Annotated in this window: 13 protein-coding genes and 1 rRNA gene; 4 read left to right on the forward strand and 10 right to left on the reverse strand. The window is 71.6% G+C overall.

What is annotated here, in order from left to right:
* Positions 1-133: 133 nt before the first annotated feature.
* Positions 134-250: ribosomal RNA gene (rrf, locus tag ACFCY7_RS21605) — 5S ribosomal RNA — on the forward strand.
* A 99-nt stretch (positions 251-349) separates the two neighbouring features.
* Here the strand turns inward: rrf and ACFCY7_RS21610 are convergent.
* Positions 350-1024 carry a response regulator gene (locus ACFCY7_RS21610; RefSeq protein WP_376487435.1) on the reverse strand — a complete coding sequence of 225 codons (675 nt, stop codon included), beginning with the start codon at positions 1022-1024 and terminating at the stop codon, positions 350-352.
* Positions 1021-2259, reverse strand: coding sequence for a sensor histidine kinase (locus ACFCY7_RS21615; protein ID WP_376487500.1), 1239 nt, complete (start codon positions 2257-2259; stop codon positions 1021-1023). Before ACFCY7_RS21615 ends, ACFCY7_RS21610 begins: the two co-directional genes overlap by 4 nt.
* Before the next feature lie 403 nt (positions 2260-2662).
* Between ACFCY7_RS21615 and ACFCY7_RS21620 the strand changes: the two genes are divergently transcribed.
* Positions 2663-3223, forward strand: a complete 561-nt coding sequence (locus ACFCY7_RS21620) for a GNAT family N-acetyltransferase (RefSeq protein ID WP_376487436.1) — start codon at positions 2663-2665, stop codon at positions 3221-3223.
* An 88-nt stretch (positions 3224-3311) separates the two neighbouring features.
* Here the strand turns inward: ACFCY7_RS21620 and ACFCY7_RS21625 are convergent, their stop codons facing one another.
* The 7 genes from ACFCY7_RS21625 to ACFCY7_RS21655 form a co-directional block, all read right to left on the reverse strand.
* Positions 3312-4850: a type VI secretion protein gene (locus ACFCY7_RS21625; protein ID WP_376487437.1), complete on the reverse strand. Its 1539-nt coding sequence runs from the start codon at positions 4848-4850 to the stop codon at positions 3312-3314.
* Positions 4851-6251 carry an ATP-binding protein gene (locus ACFCY7_RS21630; RefSeq protein ID WP_376487438.1) on the reverse strand — a complete coding sequence of 467 codons (1401 nt, stop codon included), beginning with the start codon at positions 6249-6251 and terminating at the stop codon, positions 4851-4853.
* Positions 6252-6271: 20 nt separating this feature from the next.
* Positions 6272-7825, reverse strand: coding sequence for an SCO6880 family protein (locus ACFCY7_RS21635; protein WP_376487439.1), 1554 nt, complete (start codon positions 7823-7825; stop codon positions 6272-6274).
* Positions 7822-9135: a hypothetical protein gene (locus ACFCY7_RS21640; RefSeq protein WP_376487440.1), complete on the reverse strand. Its 1314-nt coding sequence runs from the start codon at positions 9133-9135 to the stop codon at positions 7822-7824. The genes ACFCY7_RS21635 and ACFCY7_RS21640 overlap by 4 nt, the downstream gene beginning before the upstream one ends.
* Entirely contained in the window at positions 9125-9961 is an 837-nt protein-coding gene (locus ACFCY7_RS21645; RefSeq protein ID WP_376487441.1) for a hypothetical protein, read from the reverse strand. Before ACFCY7_RS21645 ends, ACFCY7_RS21640 begins: the two co-directional genes overlap by 11 nt.
* A gap of 109 nt (positions 9962-10070) precedes the next feature.
* Positions 10071-10379: a hypothetical protein gene (locus tag ACFCY7_RS21650; protein WP_024757447.1), complete on the reverse strand. Its 309-nt coding sequence runs from the start codon at positions 10377-10379 to the stop codon at positions 10071-10073.
* Positions 10380-10638: 259 nt separating this feature from the next.
* Positions 10639-11211 carry a TetR/AcrR family transcriptional regulator gene (locus ACFCY7_RS21655; RefSeq protein ID WP_376487442.1) on the reverse strand — a complete coding sequence of 191 codons (573 nt, stop codon included), beginning with the start codon at positions 11209-11211 and terminating at the stop codon, positions 10639-10641.
* Between the two features lie 176 nt (positions 11212-11387).
* Between ACFCY7_RS21655 and ACFCY7_RS21660 the strand changes: the two genes are divergently transcribed.
* Both ACFCY7_RS21660 and ACFCY7_RS21665 read left to right on the forward strand, forming a co-directional pair.
* Positions 11388-12416 (forward strand): NlpC/P60 family protein, encoded by a 1029-nt coding sequence (locus ACFCY7_RS21660; RefSeq protein ID WP_376487443.1) that lies wholly within the window; start codon positions 11388-11390, stop codon positions 12414-12416.
* A gap of 232 nt (positions 12417-12648) precedes the next feature.
* Positions 12649-13374 (forward strand): phosphatase PAP2 family protein, encoded by a 726-nt coding sequence (locus ACFCY7_RS21665; RefSeq protein WP_376487444.1) that lies wholly within the window; start codon positions 12649-12651, stop codon positions 13372-13374.
* 42 nt (positions 13375-13416) lie between these two features.
* On the opposite strand, the gene ACFCY7_RS21670 is transcribed toward ACFCY7_RS21665, so the two are convergent.
* Positions 13417-13569 (reverse strand): hypothetical protein, encoded by a 153-nt coding sequence (locus ACFCY7_RS21670; RefSeq protein ID WP_376487445.1) that lies wholly within the window; start codon positions 13567-13569, stop codon positions 13417-13419.
* Positions 13570-13658 lie beyond the last annotated feature (89 nt).

Here is a 13658-nt window from a genome sequence, read left to right on the forward strand (position 1 = left end):
ATGTGGAAGCCCAGTAATGGGTGGAGCTGACCGGTACTAATAGGCCGAGGGCTTGTCCTCAGTTGCTCGCGTCCACTGTGTTAGTTCTGAAGCAATGAACTCCCTTTGCCGGTCGAGTTCAACTTCATAGAGTTTCGGTGGTCATAGCGTTAGGGAAACGCCCGGTTACATTCCGAACCCGGAAGCTAAGCCTTTCAGCGCCGATGGTACTGCAGGGGGGACCCTGTGGGAGAGTAGGACGCCGCCGAACAATCATTGTGGGAAAGCCCCGCACCTCATGGTGCGGGGCTTTTCTGCGTTTATGGACAGGAAGGGCCCGAGGGCCTTTCTGTGCAGGGCTCGGGCTTTTTCAGGCCGGCGAGACGAGTTGGGTGTCGTAGGCGAGGATCACCGCTTGGACGCGGTCGCGGGTGCCGGTTTTGGCGAGGATGCGGCCGACGTGGGTTTTGACGGTGGATTCGGCGAGGTGGAGGCGCTCGGCGATCTCGGTGTTGGTCCAGCCCTGGCCGATGACGGTGAGGATCTCGCGTTCGCGGTCGGTGAGGGTGGCGAGGCGGGGGTCCTCGGGGCGGGGAGTGCCGGTTGCCGTGGGGGACGGCGGGAGGTGGTGGATGTAGGCGTCCAGGAGGCGGCGGGTGAGGCTCGGGGCGACGACGGCGTCGCCGACCGCGACCGCGCGGACGCCGGCGAGGAGCTCCTCGGGTTGGGCGTCCTTGACCAGGAAGCCGCTGGCGCCGGCGCGGAGGCCGTCGTAGGCGTACTCGTCGAGGTCGAAGGTGGTGACGATCAGGATGCGGGTGCGGGCGCCCGTGGCGATGATGCGGCGGGTGGCCTCGATGCCGTCGAGCCCGGGCATGCGGATGTCCATCAGGACGACGTCGGGGTGGTGGCGGTCGACCAGGCGGACGGCCTCGGTGCCGTTCGAGGCCTCGCCGACGACGGTCATGTCGTCCTGGCTCTCCAGCAGCATGCGGAATCCGAAGCGCTGCATCGGCTGGTCGTCCGCGATGAGAACGGTCGTCACGAGGAGGAGTCCTTCTGGGGGAGTCGGAGTCGGACGGCCCAGCCGCCGGTGGGCAGGGGGCCGCTGGCGAGTGTGCCGCCGTAGAGGGCGGCGCGCTCGCGCATTCCGGCGAGGCCCTGGCCCTGGCCCGGGACGGACGCGGCGGCCGTTCCGGTGTCGGTGACGTCGGCGCGTACTTCCTCGGGGGTGTACGTGAGGGTCACCGTCGCCTTCGCGCCCGCGCCGGCGTGTTTGAGGGTGTTGGTGAGGGCTTCCTGGACGACCCGGTAGACCGTGAGCTGGGCGCCGGGGGAGAGCGGTCGGGCGGGTGGTGCGTCGGGGAGGTCCAGGAGGACCGGGAGGCCTGCCTTGCGTACGCCGGTGACGAGGGCGTCGAGGTCGGCGAGGGTCGGCTGGGGGTCGCGGACCGCTTCCTGCTCGTCGTCGCGGAGGACGCCGAGGAGGCGGCGGAGTTCGGCGAGGGCCTCGCGGCTGGTCGTACCGATGGCTTCGAGGGCCTGGGCGGCGCGTTCGGGGCTCTTCGCCACGGAGTAGCGGCCGCCGTCCGCGAGGCCGGTGATGACCGAGAGGTTGTGGCCGATGATGTCGTGCATCTCGCGGGCGATGCGGGTGCGTTCGGCGGCCGCCGCGAGCCGGACCTCCTGGTCGCGTTCGATCTCCAGGCGGCGGGCGCGGTCGACGAGGCCGGCGGTGTAGTCCTTGCGGGAGCGGACCGCGATGCCGAGGAGGGCGACCAGCGCGTACGCCCACAGGGTGGGGACGACGCGCTGCTCCCAGGTCTCGGAGGGGAAGCGGACCGCGCCGGTGACGAGCGGGGGCAGGACCAGGGCGAGGGACCAGAGGAGGGCGCGGGGCGGGCGGCTCAGTGCGATGTGGAACAGCGGGAGCATCTGGAGGTACGTGGCCTGGAGGAAGGCCCCGGTGGCGTCGCTGACGAGTGCCGCGCAGGCCATCACGGCCAGGACGGCCATGGGGTGGCGCCGGCGCCAGTAGAGCGGCACGGAGAGGGCCAGGCTCAGGGTGACCACGAGCCAGACCGGGACGTTCGGGTCGCGTGCGGTGTTCCGCCAGCCGCCGGCGGCGTCGACGAGCGCGGCCACCGTCCACGAGGTGGTGAGCGTCGCGTCCCAGAGCCAGGGGTGCCGTGTGTCGAAGGCCCGGGTCCGGGCGACCAGACGCTGAGCGTGCCTGCTCGGACCCGTCGCGCCGGCCGGCTGCGGTGTCTCCTCCGTGATCACCCGGTCATCATCCTCATACGTCCCGGCGCTTGGGCAACAGCGCGGGCACGGCGAGTGCGGCGGCGGCCCACAGGAGCAAGTACGGCCTTCGGCTGCCAGGGACTTGAGGAGGTTGCGGATCCACAGCACGCCCTCGGGGTCGAGGCCGTCGACCGGTTCGTCGAGGACGACGGTCGCCGGGGCGGACTGTGAAGCTGGGGTCCCGTACGACGGTGGTGTTCCCGTACCGCTTCGTGAGGTTCTCTGCTCGGATCATGCTTCCGACGGTAGGGAGCGGGCGGGGCGCCTTCGTCCGACCGGGGGCGCGAGCCGGGGCGCGGGTGTAGTACCGGGGTACGACGCGGGGCCCTGACCAGGAAATTCCTTGTCGGTCGGGTGGGGACAGGCGAGGATGCTCCGCATGGACTTTTCGATACGTGTGATCCGTTCCGACGAGTGGGAGAAGGCCCGGGAGCTGCGGCTCTCGGCGTTGCGGGACCCGATCGCGCACCTCGCGTTCCTCGACACCTACGAGGACGCCGTCGCGCGGCCCGACTCCTTCTGGCAGGAGCGGACGGAGGGCGCGTCGGAGGACGGGCCCGGTGGTGTGCGCCAGTTCGTCGCGGAGGCGCCGGACGGGCGGTGGCTGGGCACGGTGTCGGTGCTCGTGGAGCGGGCCGGCAAGGAGACGTTCTTCGGTGACGTCCCGGAGATCGAGCAGACCCATGTCGTCGGCGTGTTCGTTCGGGACGAGGCGCGCGGCTCCGGGGTGATCGACGCGCTGTTCGAGGCGGCGGCGGAGTGGTCCTGGTCGCTGGAGCAGCGGACCGGGCGGGTGCGGCTGTACGTCCACGGGGAGAACGTCCGGGCCCAGGCGGCGTACCGGCGGCTCGGGTTCGCGGACACCGGCGTCCGGGTCGCGCTGCACGGCGCGGAGGACGCGCACGAGCTGGAGTACGAGCTGCTGCGTCCGGCGGAGTAGGCCCCTGCTGCGGCGGGGGGGGGGCTTGGTCCGGGCAGCGGGCCGGTCAGCAGGTCGGCCGGTGGGCCGGGCAGTGGGCCGGTCGGTCTCAGCGGCTGAGGGAGTCCTCCGGCCAGCGGGACCTGGCCTGTTCGGGGGAGCGCATCAGGGCCAGGGTCGGGAGGCCCTGGGTGTGCCCGATGGCGAGGAGCTCCGGGAGGCGGGGGAGCGGGGCCACGGCGGCGACGTCGTCGAGGACGAGGGTCATTGGTGGGTCGAGCCGACCGTCGGATGACCGTGCGGCCATGCGGCGGCCGTGCTCGACCACGCTTGCGGCGAGTGCCGTGAGGAGCGGCATCGCGCCGGGGTGGGTGCGGGGGTCCTCGATCGCCTCTCCCACCACGTAGAGGGTGCCCCCTTCGGCGACGAAAGATGCGAGCGCCAGCGAATCCGTTCGATTCGGTGTGCAGGCCTCCCGGATGTGGACCGCGGAGAGCGCCGCCAGCGCACGGGCCGTCAGTTCCTGTGCCAGGCGCCGGCTTTCCGGGTGGGCGGTGAGCGCGGACTCCAGCAGGCCCGCGTGCCCGGACGCGGCCTTGGGGTGGCTGCGCAGGATCCGTACCGGCTCGTGGGCGCCCGCGCCCTGGGCCCAGCGCAGGACCTGCCGGAACGGGCGGCCGTCGACGGCCGCGGCGTGCAGCCAGCACCGCAGGAGCGTTTCGGCGGTGTCGGCGGTGGCCGCGTCCAGGCGGGAGTGCGGGCGTACGGGCGCCAGCAGGGCGACGGCCCGCTCCTGGGCGACCGCCGGGTCCTCGCACCGCTCGGACGGCGACCAGTGGAGCCTCGCCGGCGTGTCGCACACATGGCCCGTGTCGTGCACCAGCACCGGCCCGAGCTTCCCGCGTGCGTCCTTCGTCGCCGCCCAGACCTCGGGATCCGAGGTGACGACGAGCACCGGGCCCTCGGCGTCCCTGATCGCTTGGACGGCGGCGGGACGGCGGGCCTCCGGGGGGCCGTAGACGGTGCGGGGGGTGCCCGTGGGAGTGGCGGGGGCCGTGAGTTTCGTGAGCTCCGTGAGCGCCGTGAGCGCCGTGGGAGCCGGGGCGGGGCTTGGGGGCTGCGTCTGGGCCTGTGACGGTGCCTGCGGCGGCACCGGGGTCGGGGGCAGTGGTGCCGGGAGGGCCGCCGGCTCCCTGGGGGCCTCCTCCGCCGGGCGGCGGGGGGCCGGGGGCTGCACGGGCTCCGGGGTTTCGTGTGCGGGCTTGCGGGGGGCGGGGCGGTCGTACGTGCCCGCCTTGCGGTGGGCGCGGACGGCGCGCCAGCGGGTGAGGGTGCCGAGGGCGAAGACGGCGAGGACCAGGAGGATCATGGCCTCGCCGATGAGGAGGCCCCAGAAGAGGCCGTACCCCGAGAGCTGGCCCGGTGGGGTGGCGGGCCAGGCCGCGGGGAGGTCGGTGGGGGCGGTCGCGAGGGAGCGGAGGGCCGAGGGGGTGCCGGTGAAGGCGACCCCCTGCGGCCAGGCGCCGTGCGCGAAGAGGCCGGAGAGGCCGGTCGCCGTCCACACCAGGACGGTGAGGCAGAGGAGGAGACCGAAGAGGCTGAGCAGCAGCCCGTCGGAGACTCCTCCGCCCTTCCGCGCCGTGTCCATCTACGCCACCGTCGACTGCGAGGAGCCGTTCATCTGCTGCTCGACGAGGACGGCGCGCTGCTCCGTCTCCCACTCCAGTTCCGGGTCGGCGACCGGGTCCGAGGCCTCGGTCATGGCGCGGTCGGTGTAGACGAGGGGGCGTTCCCGCTCGGTGACGAGGTGTTTGACCACCTGCACGTTGCCGTTGACGTCCCAGACGGCGATGCCGGGGGTGAGGGTCGGGATGATCTCCACCGCCCAGCGGGGCAGGCCGAGGACCCGTCCCGTGTTGCGTGCCTCGTCGGCCTTCTGGGCGTAGATGGTCCGGGTGGAGGCCATCTTGAGGATCGCCGCTGCCTCCTTGGCGGCCGCTCCGTCGACGACGTCGGAGAGGTGGTGGACGACGGCGACGAAGGACAGGCCGAGACGGCGGCCGAACTTCAGGAGGCGCTGGAACAGCTGGGCCACGAAGGGGCTGTTGATGATGTGCCAGGCCTCCTCGACGAGGAAGATGCGCTTCTTCCGGTCGGGCCGGATCCAGGTGTGCTCCAGCCAGACGCCGACGATCGCCATGAGGATCGGCATGGCGATGGAGTTGCGGTCGATGTGGGACAGGTCGAAGACGATCAGCGGCGCGTCGAGGTCGATGCCGACGGTCGTCGGGCCGTCGAACATGCCGCGGAGGTCGCCGTCGACGAGGCGGTCGAGGACGAGGGCGACGTCCAGGCCCCAGGCCCGTACGTCGTCTATGTCGACGTTCATCGCCTCGGCCGATTCGGCCTTGGGGTGGCGGAGCTGCTCGACGATGTCGGTGAGGATCGGCTGCCGGTCGGTCTTGTGCTCGGTGACGTAGGCGTGGGCGACCTTGAGCGCGAAGCCGGAGCGCTCGTCGAGGCCGTGGCCCATCGCCACCTCGATGATCGTCCGGAGCAGGGCGAGCTGGCCGGTCGTGGTGATGGACGGGTCGAGGGGGTTGAGGCGGATGCCGGAGTCGTTGGCGACCATCGGGTCGAGCCGGATGGGAGTTATCCCCAGCTCCTGCGCGATGAGGTTCCATTCGCCGACGCCGTCCTCGCCCTGGGCGTCGAGCACGACGACCTGCCGGTCCCTGAAGCGGAGCTGGCGGAGCACGTACGTCTTCTCCAGGGCCGACTTGCCGTTGCCGGACTCGCCGAGGACCAGCCAGTGCGGGGCGGGGAGCTGCTGCCCGTACAGCTGGAACGGGTCGTAGATGTAGCCCTTCCCGCTGTACACCTCGCGGCCGATGATGACGCCGGAGTCGCCGAGGCCGGGGGCGGCCGTCGGCAGGTAGACGGCCTGGGCCTGCCCGGTGGAGGTGCGGACGGGCAGGCGGGTCGTCTCCACCTTGCCGAAGACGAAGGAGGTGAAGGCGTCGGTGAGGACGGACAGCGGATCTCGCATGGGTCTGTGCCCCTTCGGCCCTAGCGGCGGATGCCGGTCGCGAACGGCAAGGTGTTCACAAAGGCCCGGTGGTGCTCGCGGTCGCACCACTCCAGCTTCAGGTACGACTTGCCGGCGGAGGCCCTGATCGTGCGCTTGTCCCGGGCGAGGGCCTCGGGCGAACGCGACGACACCGTGATGTACCCGACCAGGTTCACTCCCGCAGCGCCGCTGGCGAGATCTTCACCCCGCTGGTCGAGTCGGCCGTGGGCGGCGATGTCGCGCGGGTCGACCGTGCGGTTCATCTTCGCGGCGCGGCTGGCGTCCGCCTCGTCGTTGGTCTTCTCGGTGAGCATGCGCTCGATGGCGACCTCGGTGGGCTCCAGGTCCATGGTCACGGCGACCGTGCGGATGACGTCCGGGGTGTGGACGAGGAGCGGGGCGAGGAAGTTGACGCCGACCGGGGTCATCGGCCACTCCTTCACCCAGGCCGTGGCGTGGCACCAGGGGGCGCGGGTGGAGGACTCGCGGGTCTTGGCCTGGAGGTACGTCGGTTCCATCGCGTCGAGTTCGGCCGGCCAAGCGTTTCGTTTCGTCATGGCCTGGATGTGGTCGATCGGGTGGTCCGGGTCGTACATGGAGTGCACCAGGGACGCGAGCCGGGACTGGCCGAGGGGCTGGCGCACGCGGATGTCGGCCTCGGCGAGGCGGGCGCAGATGTCGGTGAGCTCGCGGGCCATGACGACGGCGAGGCCGGCGTCGCGGTCCAGCTTGCGGGCGCCGGAGGCGTGCCGGGCGGCGCGGGCCATGGCGTTGGCCTCGGCGGCGAGTTCGCGCGTGTAGTGCATGCAGGCGACGAGGTAGGCGCGGTGCTGCTCGCTGGAGGTGGAGACCATCGACTGGAGCTGCTCGTACGACTCCATCAGCCACGCGGGCGCGTGCGGGTCGCCGCGCTGGCCGACGTCCTTGGCGTGCGCGTCGGGGTCGGCGGGCAGGGTGCGGGCCAGCATCTGCAGCCGGGTCACGAAGCCGTCGCCGTTGGCCACGTGCTTCAGGAGGGTGCCGAACCGGTCGACCAGGGCCTCCTGGTCCTCGCTGTCGCGCAGGCCGACGCCCGGGCCCTCGATCTCGATGGCGGCCGTGACCGTACGGCGGTCGGCGTGCAGCAGGACGGCGATCTCGTCCGGGCCGAAGGGGGCCGCGAGCCAGCCGACCCGGCCGATGCCGGGCGGCGGGCCGACCTCGACCTCGCGGCCGTCCAGGCGGGTGCCGGCCTCGACGACGACGGAGCGGTAGGCCGTGCCGCGCTTCAGCATCCGCTTGTAACTGCGGTTGATCTCGAACCACTTGTAGAACGTGCGGTGCTTGTACGGGAGGTACACGGCGGCGATCGCGATCATCGGCAGGCCGGCGAGCAGCGCGATGCGGAGGGGGAGGAGGGGGACGAGGAGTCCGCTCATCATGCCGAGGAAGGCGCCGACGATGATCAGGGCGATCTCGCCGGTCTCGCGGTTCTTGCCGACGATCGCGTTCGGCCGGGCACGGCCGACGAGATACGTGCGGCGGGGCGCGACCGGCTGGGACTGGGTCGTCAACGCCCTGCACCTCCAGAGTTCTTGCGGTTGCTGTGCGGGGTACCCGCGGTGGGACTGCTGCTACGGGGTGCCGGCGGTGGTGTCGCGCCGCCGCTCCCGCCGCGGCTGCTGTGGGCCGCCATGCCGCCCGACACCGGATTGGCGGGGCGGGCCGCCTGGGAGCCGCCCTGGCCGCCGCCGCTGTCGCGGGTGCTGTGCGTCTTGATGCCCTGGGAGACGAGGGAGGCGGGGGAGGAGATGACGGCGGCGGCCGCGTTCTCGCCCGCGCGGTGGAGGCGGTTGTTGCGGGACGCGGCGATCTCGTCGCCGAAACCGGGGACGAAACGGTAGATCATCGCGGAGGCGAAGATGGCGAGCAGGATGATCGCCAGGCCGGAGACGACGGCGGAGAACGAGTCGGGGCCGGTGCCGGAGGAGAGCGCCCCGGCCAGACCGAGGACGATCACGATGATCGGCTTGACCAGGATCACCGCGATCATGATGCCCGCCCAGCGGCGGACGTGGCCCCACATGTTCTTGTCGACGAGGCCCGAGTACACGACGACGCCGAGGAGCGCGCCGACGTACAGCATCACGGCGCGGAGGAACAGCTCCAGGTACAGCACGCCGGCGGCGAGGACGGTCACCAGCGACACGATGATCAGCATGATCGGGCCGCCGCCGATGCTGTCGCCCTTCTGCAGGGCCTGCTTGAAGCTGCCGAAGAACACGTCGGTCTGCTGGCCCGTGCCGGACGCGATGACCTCCGTGACCGCGTCGGTGGCGTTCACCACCGTGTACAGGATCAGCGGGGTGAACGCCGAGGCGAGGACCGTCAGCCACAGGAACCCGATCGCCTCCGACAGCGCGACGGTCAGCGGCACGCCCCGCACGGCCCGCTTCGCCACGGCGAGCAGCCACAGGAGCAGTGTGAGGAAGGTCGCGGCGGCGAAGACGATGGCGTAGCGGCCGAGGAACTGCATGTTGGTGAAGTCGACGTCGGCGGTTTCCTTCACCGCCTTCGAGAGGAAGTCGATGGTGGCGACAGCGGCTTCGGCGCAGCCGCGGGCGAGCGAGGAGAGCGGGTCGACCGCAGTGGTGGGGTCGGTCACGGGGGAGGAGCCGGTTCCGCCGCCGGACTGGCTCATCTCGCAGAGCTGTCTGGCCTGTCCCGTCAGGAGGGCGCAGTCCGGGTTGCCCGTGCCGGTGCTCGGCGACGGGGTGGGCGTGGGGGCCGCCTGGGCGGTCGGGGCGAACAGGAAGGGCGCACCGAGGAAGGCGGCGATGGCCGCGGTCGACTTGCGCGCTGCCAGACTTCGGCTAACGGGCATAGGTGAACCCTCCGTATCCCTCGACTGCCTTGGCGATCTCGTCGGCGGTCGAGGCCCGGTTGTCACCGTTGACCGGTGTGGGTCCCTCGCGCTGGCTCGTGGACTCCACGCGCCAGTCTCCCCCGACCCATTTGAGCTTTTCCGTGATGGTGAACCAGGTGGAGGTGACGGGCTTGGTCGAGCCCGCGCCGGCCAGTCCGCCCAGTCCGATGCACCAGACCTCGACCGTCGCCGAGGTCTCCTTGTAGTCGAGGACCTTGGCGCCGACCGGGATGGTGCGGGACACGAAGGTCATGCCGGAGGGGGCGGTGCCGTTCTCGTCGAGTCCGATGCCGGTCATGAGGCTGGACGAGTAGGAGGCGTCGAGGCGCTTCAGCAGGTCGTCGACGACGGCGGGGTCGTGGATGGCGCGCACGATGTCCTCGCGCGGGCCGTCCTGGAACATCTCGACCGACCCCAGCGCCACCGCGTAGTTCGTCGCCGCGCTTTGGGCGCCCTGGTCGTCGTGGGCGTAGCCGGTGGGGATGGGGCCGGTTCGGCCGGTGACGGGGCGGGTGCCGGTGGCGGAGGTGGGGGCGGTGTCGGCGGGGGTGTGGGAGCGGGGGTCGGCGGCGTCGGCGGGGGCGCCGCCGCCGCGGTTGGCGAAGGCGATGGCGGCGACGAGGACGACCACCACGCCCACGACCGTGATGAGGGAGCGGGAGCTGCGGACGGGGCGGCGGGCGCCGCCGTAGACGTCGCCGCTGTTGCCCTCGGGCAGGCGGGTCCGGGTCTGGCCCGAGCCGCCCACGCCGCCGAAGCTGTCGTGCTCGTCGCCGGGACTCATGCCGGGTACGCCCCCTCGTTCGTTCGCGGGTACGGCAGTGCTGCAACATGACTGGGCATCGGGGAACGCGACATCAGGTGGCCTCGGATGGATGGGGTCCGACGGGAGATCAGACGGCCATCCCGTACACGATGGTGAACAGCGTGCCGAGTGATCCGATGATGAAGACGCCGGTGAGGCCGGCGACGATGAGGCCCTTGCCCTGTTCCGCGCTGAACGTGTCGCGGAGTGCGGTCGCGCCGATGCGCTGCTTGGCCGCTCCCCAGATGGCGATGCCGAGGCAGAGCAGGATGGCCACGGCCATCACGACCTCGATCATCACCTTGGCCTCGTTGCCCAGGCTCCCGAAAGGTCCCCAGTTCGGGGCGATTCCACCGATGATGGTGGTGATGTCGCCCTTTTCGGCCGCCAGGTACATGTAACTCACCGCCCCTGTTGGGTAGTTATCTGCCCCTGCCGGACGGCATGGGTCATCGCCCTATCTTCGCTGATGAAACCGCTCACGTGTGACGGCTTGGCGGCTCTCTTTACCCGATCCCCGCACACTTGACCGATCTGACCGTCTTGACCTGCGGTGGTGTGGCCGGTTTCTCATGCGAAGAAGCGTATGGTCACTCTGTGTATCACGGAGGGTGACTCCGGGCAATGATTGTCGTTGTTGCACTCTTGGGGCGGCGTCAGGTGTAGGAGGCGACCAGCCGGGAGAGGTGACGGCCCGCCAGGAGCAGGGGTTCCTCGGTGCGGGTGGCCTGGGCGGTGGCCTGGGCGCCTTCGAGGGTGTGGACGACGGTGGCGGCGAGGTCGCGGGCCTCGGGGTCGGGGAGTCCGCAGTCGAGGAGTTTGTCGGCGACGAGGTTGCGCCAGGAGTAGAGGGCGTCGGCGCAGGCCCGTTGGATGGGGTTGACGGAGCCGAGGGTCTCCAGGGCGGCGGCGGTGACGGGGCAGCCGTCGGTCCAGTCGGAGGCGCGGAGTTCGCGGGCCAGCAGGCGGGCGCAGGCGTCGACGGCGGCGGCGGGGTCGTCCTCGCCGTCGAGGGCCGAGCGCAGGAGGGCGGCGAAGGACTCGCGGCCGTGGGCGAGGGCCGCGACGGCGACGGCTTCCTTCCCGCCGGGGAAGAAGTGGTAGACGGAGCCGAGGGTGGCGTCCGCCTCCTTCGCGATCTGCTTGACGCCGGTGCCGGTGTAGCCCTGACGCCGGATCAGGCGCGAGGCGGCGACGACGATGCGGTCGCGGGTGCTGCTGGTCTGCATGGGGGCGAGGGTAGGTCGTGCCGCGGCGAGGTGGTTAGAGCGTTCGTTCCAGTGGGCCGCGGCGGTCGAACGCGTTCGGCGCGTGACCGGGGTGTCGCGCAACGTCCCCAGGAGGGCCCTCGCCGCCTAGACTGGGCTGCCGGGGCGTACTGCCATGAACCGAGGGGTGGTTGACGGTGCGTAGGGCTGGCAAGGCGTGGCTGGTCGCCGGCGGGAGCCTCGGCGTCTGCCTCGGTTTCCTCGTACTGCTCGTCGTCGGTACGTACTCGGCGGCGGCAGGCATCGCCGGTGGGGCGGGCAGTTCGGCGAACGGCACCGTGGCGCTGGCCAAGGGGTCCGTGCCCGCGCTCTACCAGGGGCTCGTGCAGCGCTGGGGCAATCTCTGCCCGGCCATCAACCCGGCCCTGCTCGCCGCGCAGCTCTACCAGGAGAGCGGCTGGAACCCGCGGGCCGTGTCCTCCGCCGACGCCCGGGGCATCGCGCAGTTCATCCCCGGCACCTGGGCCGGCCACGGCGTCGACGGGGACGGGGACGGGGACCGGGACATCTGGGACCCGAAGGACGCGATCCCGTCGGCGGCCTCGTACGACTGCGAACTCGCCGGCTACGTGAAGGACGTGCCGGGGGACCCGGCGAACAACATGCTGGCCGCGTACAACGCGGGCGCGTACCGGGTCATCAAGCACGGCGGGGTGCCGCCGATCAGCGAGACCCGGAACTACGTGCGGATCATCCGGTCCCTGGAGAAGAGCTTCGCCCGGCCCGTCGGGCGGGTCGATCCGTCCCGGCTGGCCGCGGGGGCGATCCACTACGCGCAGGGGAAGCTCGGCACGCCGTACCTGTGGGGCGGTACGGGCACGGCCGCGCAGAACGGGCGGTTCGACTGCTCCGGGCTCACCCAGGCCGCGTACGAGAGCGTCGGGATCCGGCTGCCGCGCGTCGCCAACGACCAGTACAACGCCGGTCCGCACCCCTCGCGGGAGGAACTGCTCCCGGGGGACCTGGTCTTCTTCTCGGACGACCTGACCAACTCGCGGGCCATCCGGCACGTCGGCATCTACGTCGGCGGCGGGTACATGATCGACGCGCCGCGCACCGGGGCGGTGATCCGCTTCGACCGGATCGACACCCCGGACTACTTCGGCGCCACCCGGGTCACCGCGGAGGGCGCGGCGGCGCTGCCGACCCATCTTCCCCAGACGTAACGGGGTCAGAGGGGCCGCCGGGCGGCTTCCGGGCTCCTTCGGGCGTATGGGGCATGGCCGGAACTCTCCGTCATGCACTGGCCCTGAGCTGCGGAGAACCGTCTCTCTTAGGTAACGTCCTCATGATCCACCGGAGCGAGCGGAACGTACGCCTCAGGCGGTTCGTTCCCCGATCCGACCACTCTGACCACGGGGGTTGGACGACAGACACGAGAGCAAGGGGCCGCAGCAGATGGCTGTACTCGCATCGGACGGTTCGAACCCCGATGTCAGCCTGCTCTACGACATCAACGGACTGGCCAAGGCCGCTCCGCCGTGGTTCGACCGCGTCATGGAATTCGTCGGCGAGTACGGGATCGTGCTCGGGATGGTCCTCGTGGTGCTGTGGTGCTGGTGGAGCGTCCGCCGGCGCGGCACCCCCACCGACTCCGTCGCGGCCGTCACCGCGCTGGTCTGGGCCCCGCTGGCCGCCGGCGTCGCCCTCCTCGTCAACATCCCCATCCGCGGCTTCGTCGAGCGCCCCAGACCCTTCAAGGACCACCAGGGCCTGGAGGTCCTGGTGGACGGGAAGACGGACTTCTCGTTCGTCAGCGACCACGCCACCCTGGCGATGGCCCTCGCCGTCGGCCTCTTCGTCGCCCACCGGGGCTTCGGCCTCGCCGCCATCGCCCTCGCCCTCGCCGAGGGCTTCGCCCGGGTCTACATGGGCGTCCACTACCCGACCGACGTCATCGGCGGCTTCGCCCTCGGCACGGCCGTGGCCCTGCTCCTCGCCCCGCCGGCGCTGGCCCTGCTGACCCCGGTCGTCTCCGCGGTCGCCCGCTCCGCCACCGGCGCCCGGCTCGTCCGATCCCGGCGGGCCGGCGGCGCGCGCCGCCCCGAGACGTTCGGCATCCCCGAGCCCCGGCTCGGCGGCCCGGCCGCCGGCGGCACCGACCAGAACGACCTCGCGGCCTGAGCCCCCCACGAGAGCCCGATCCGGACGCGTCCGGGCCGGGCTCTAGTCGTTCGTACGGGCGTGTTCCGCGGCGTCGGTGCGGGCGCGGTCCCGAGATCTGCGGGCCGGGCCCGTCCAGCCGCAGCTGCAGCGTGCCAGCGCGAACGAGCCGCGCTCCGTCGTCGTGGTGGTGTGGGCCGATGCCTGCGCGTGCACACCTCCACCGTACTGCGCGTGACGGCACGCCCCGACCGTCGTTATGGGGATCGGGTGTCCCCCTGGCCCGCGGGGCCGGGGGCGGGCGG

Origin of the sequence: Streptomyces sp. NPDC056361 (genome assembly GCF_042262805.1) — a bacterium.
Taxonomy (GTDB): Bacteria; Actinomycetota; Actinomycetes; order Streptomycetales; family Streptomycetaceae; genus Streptomyces.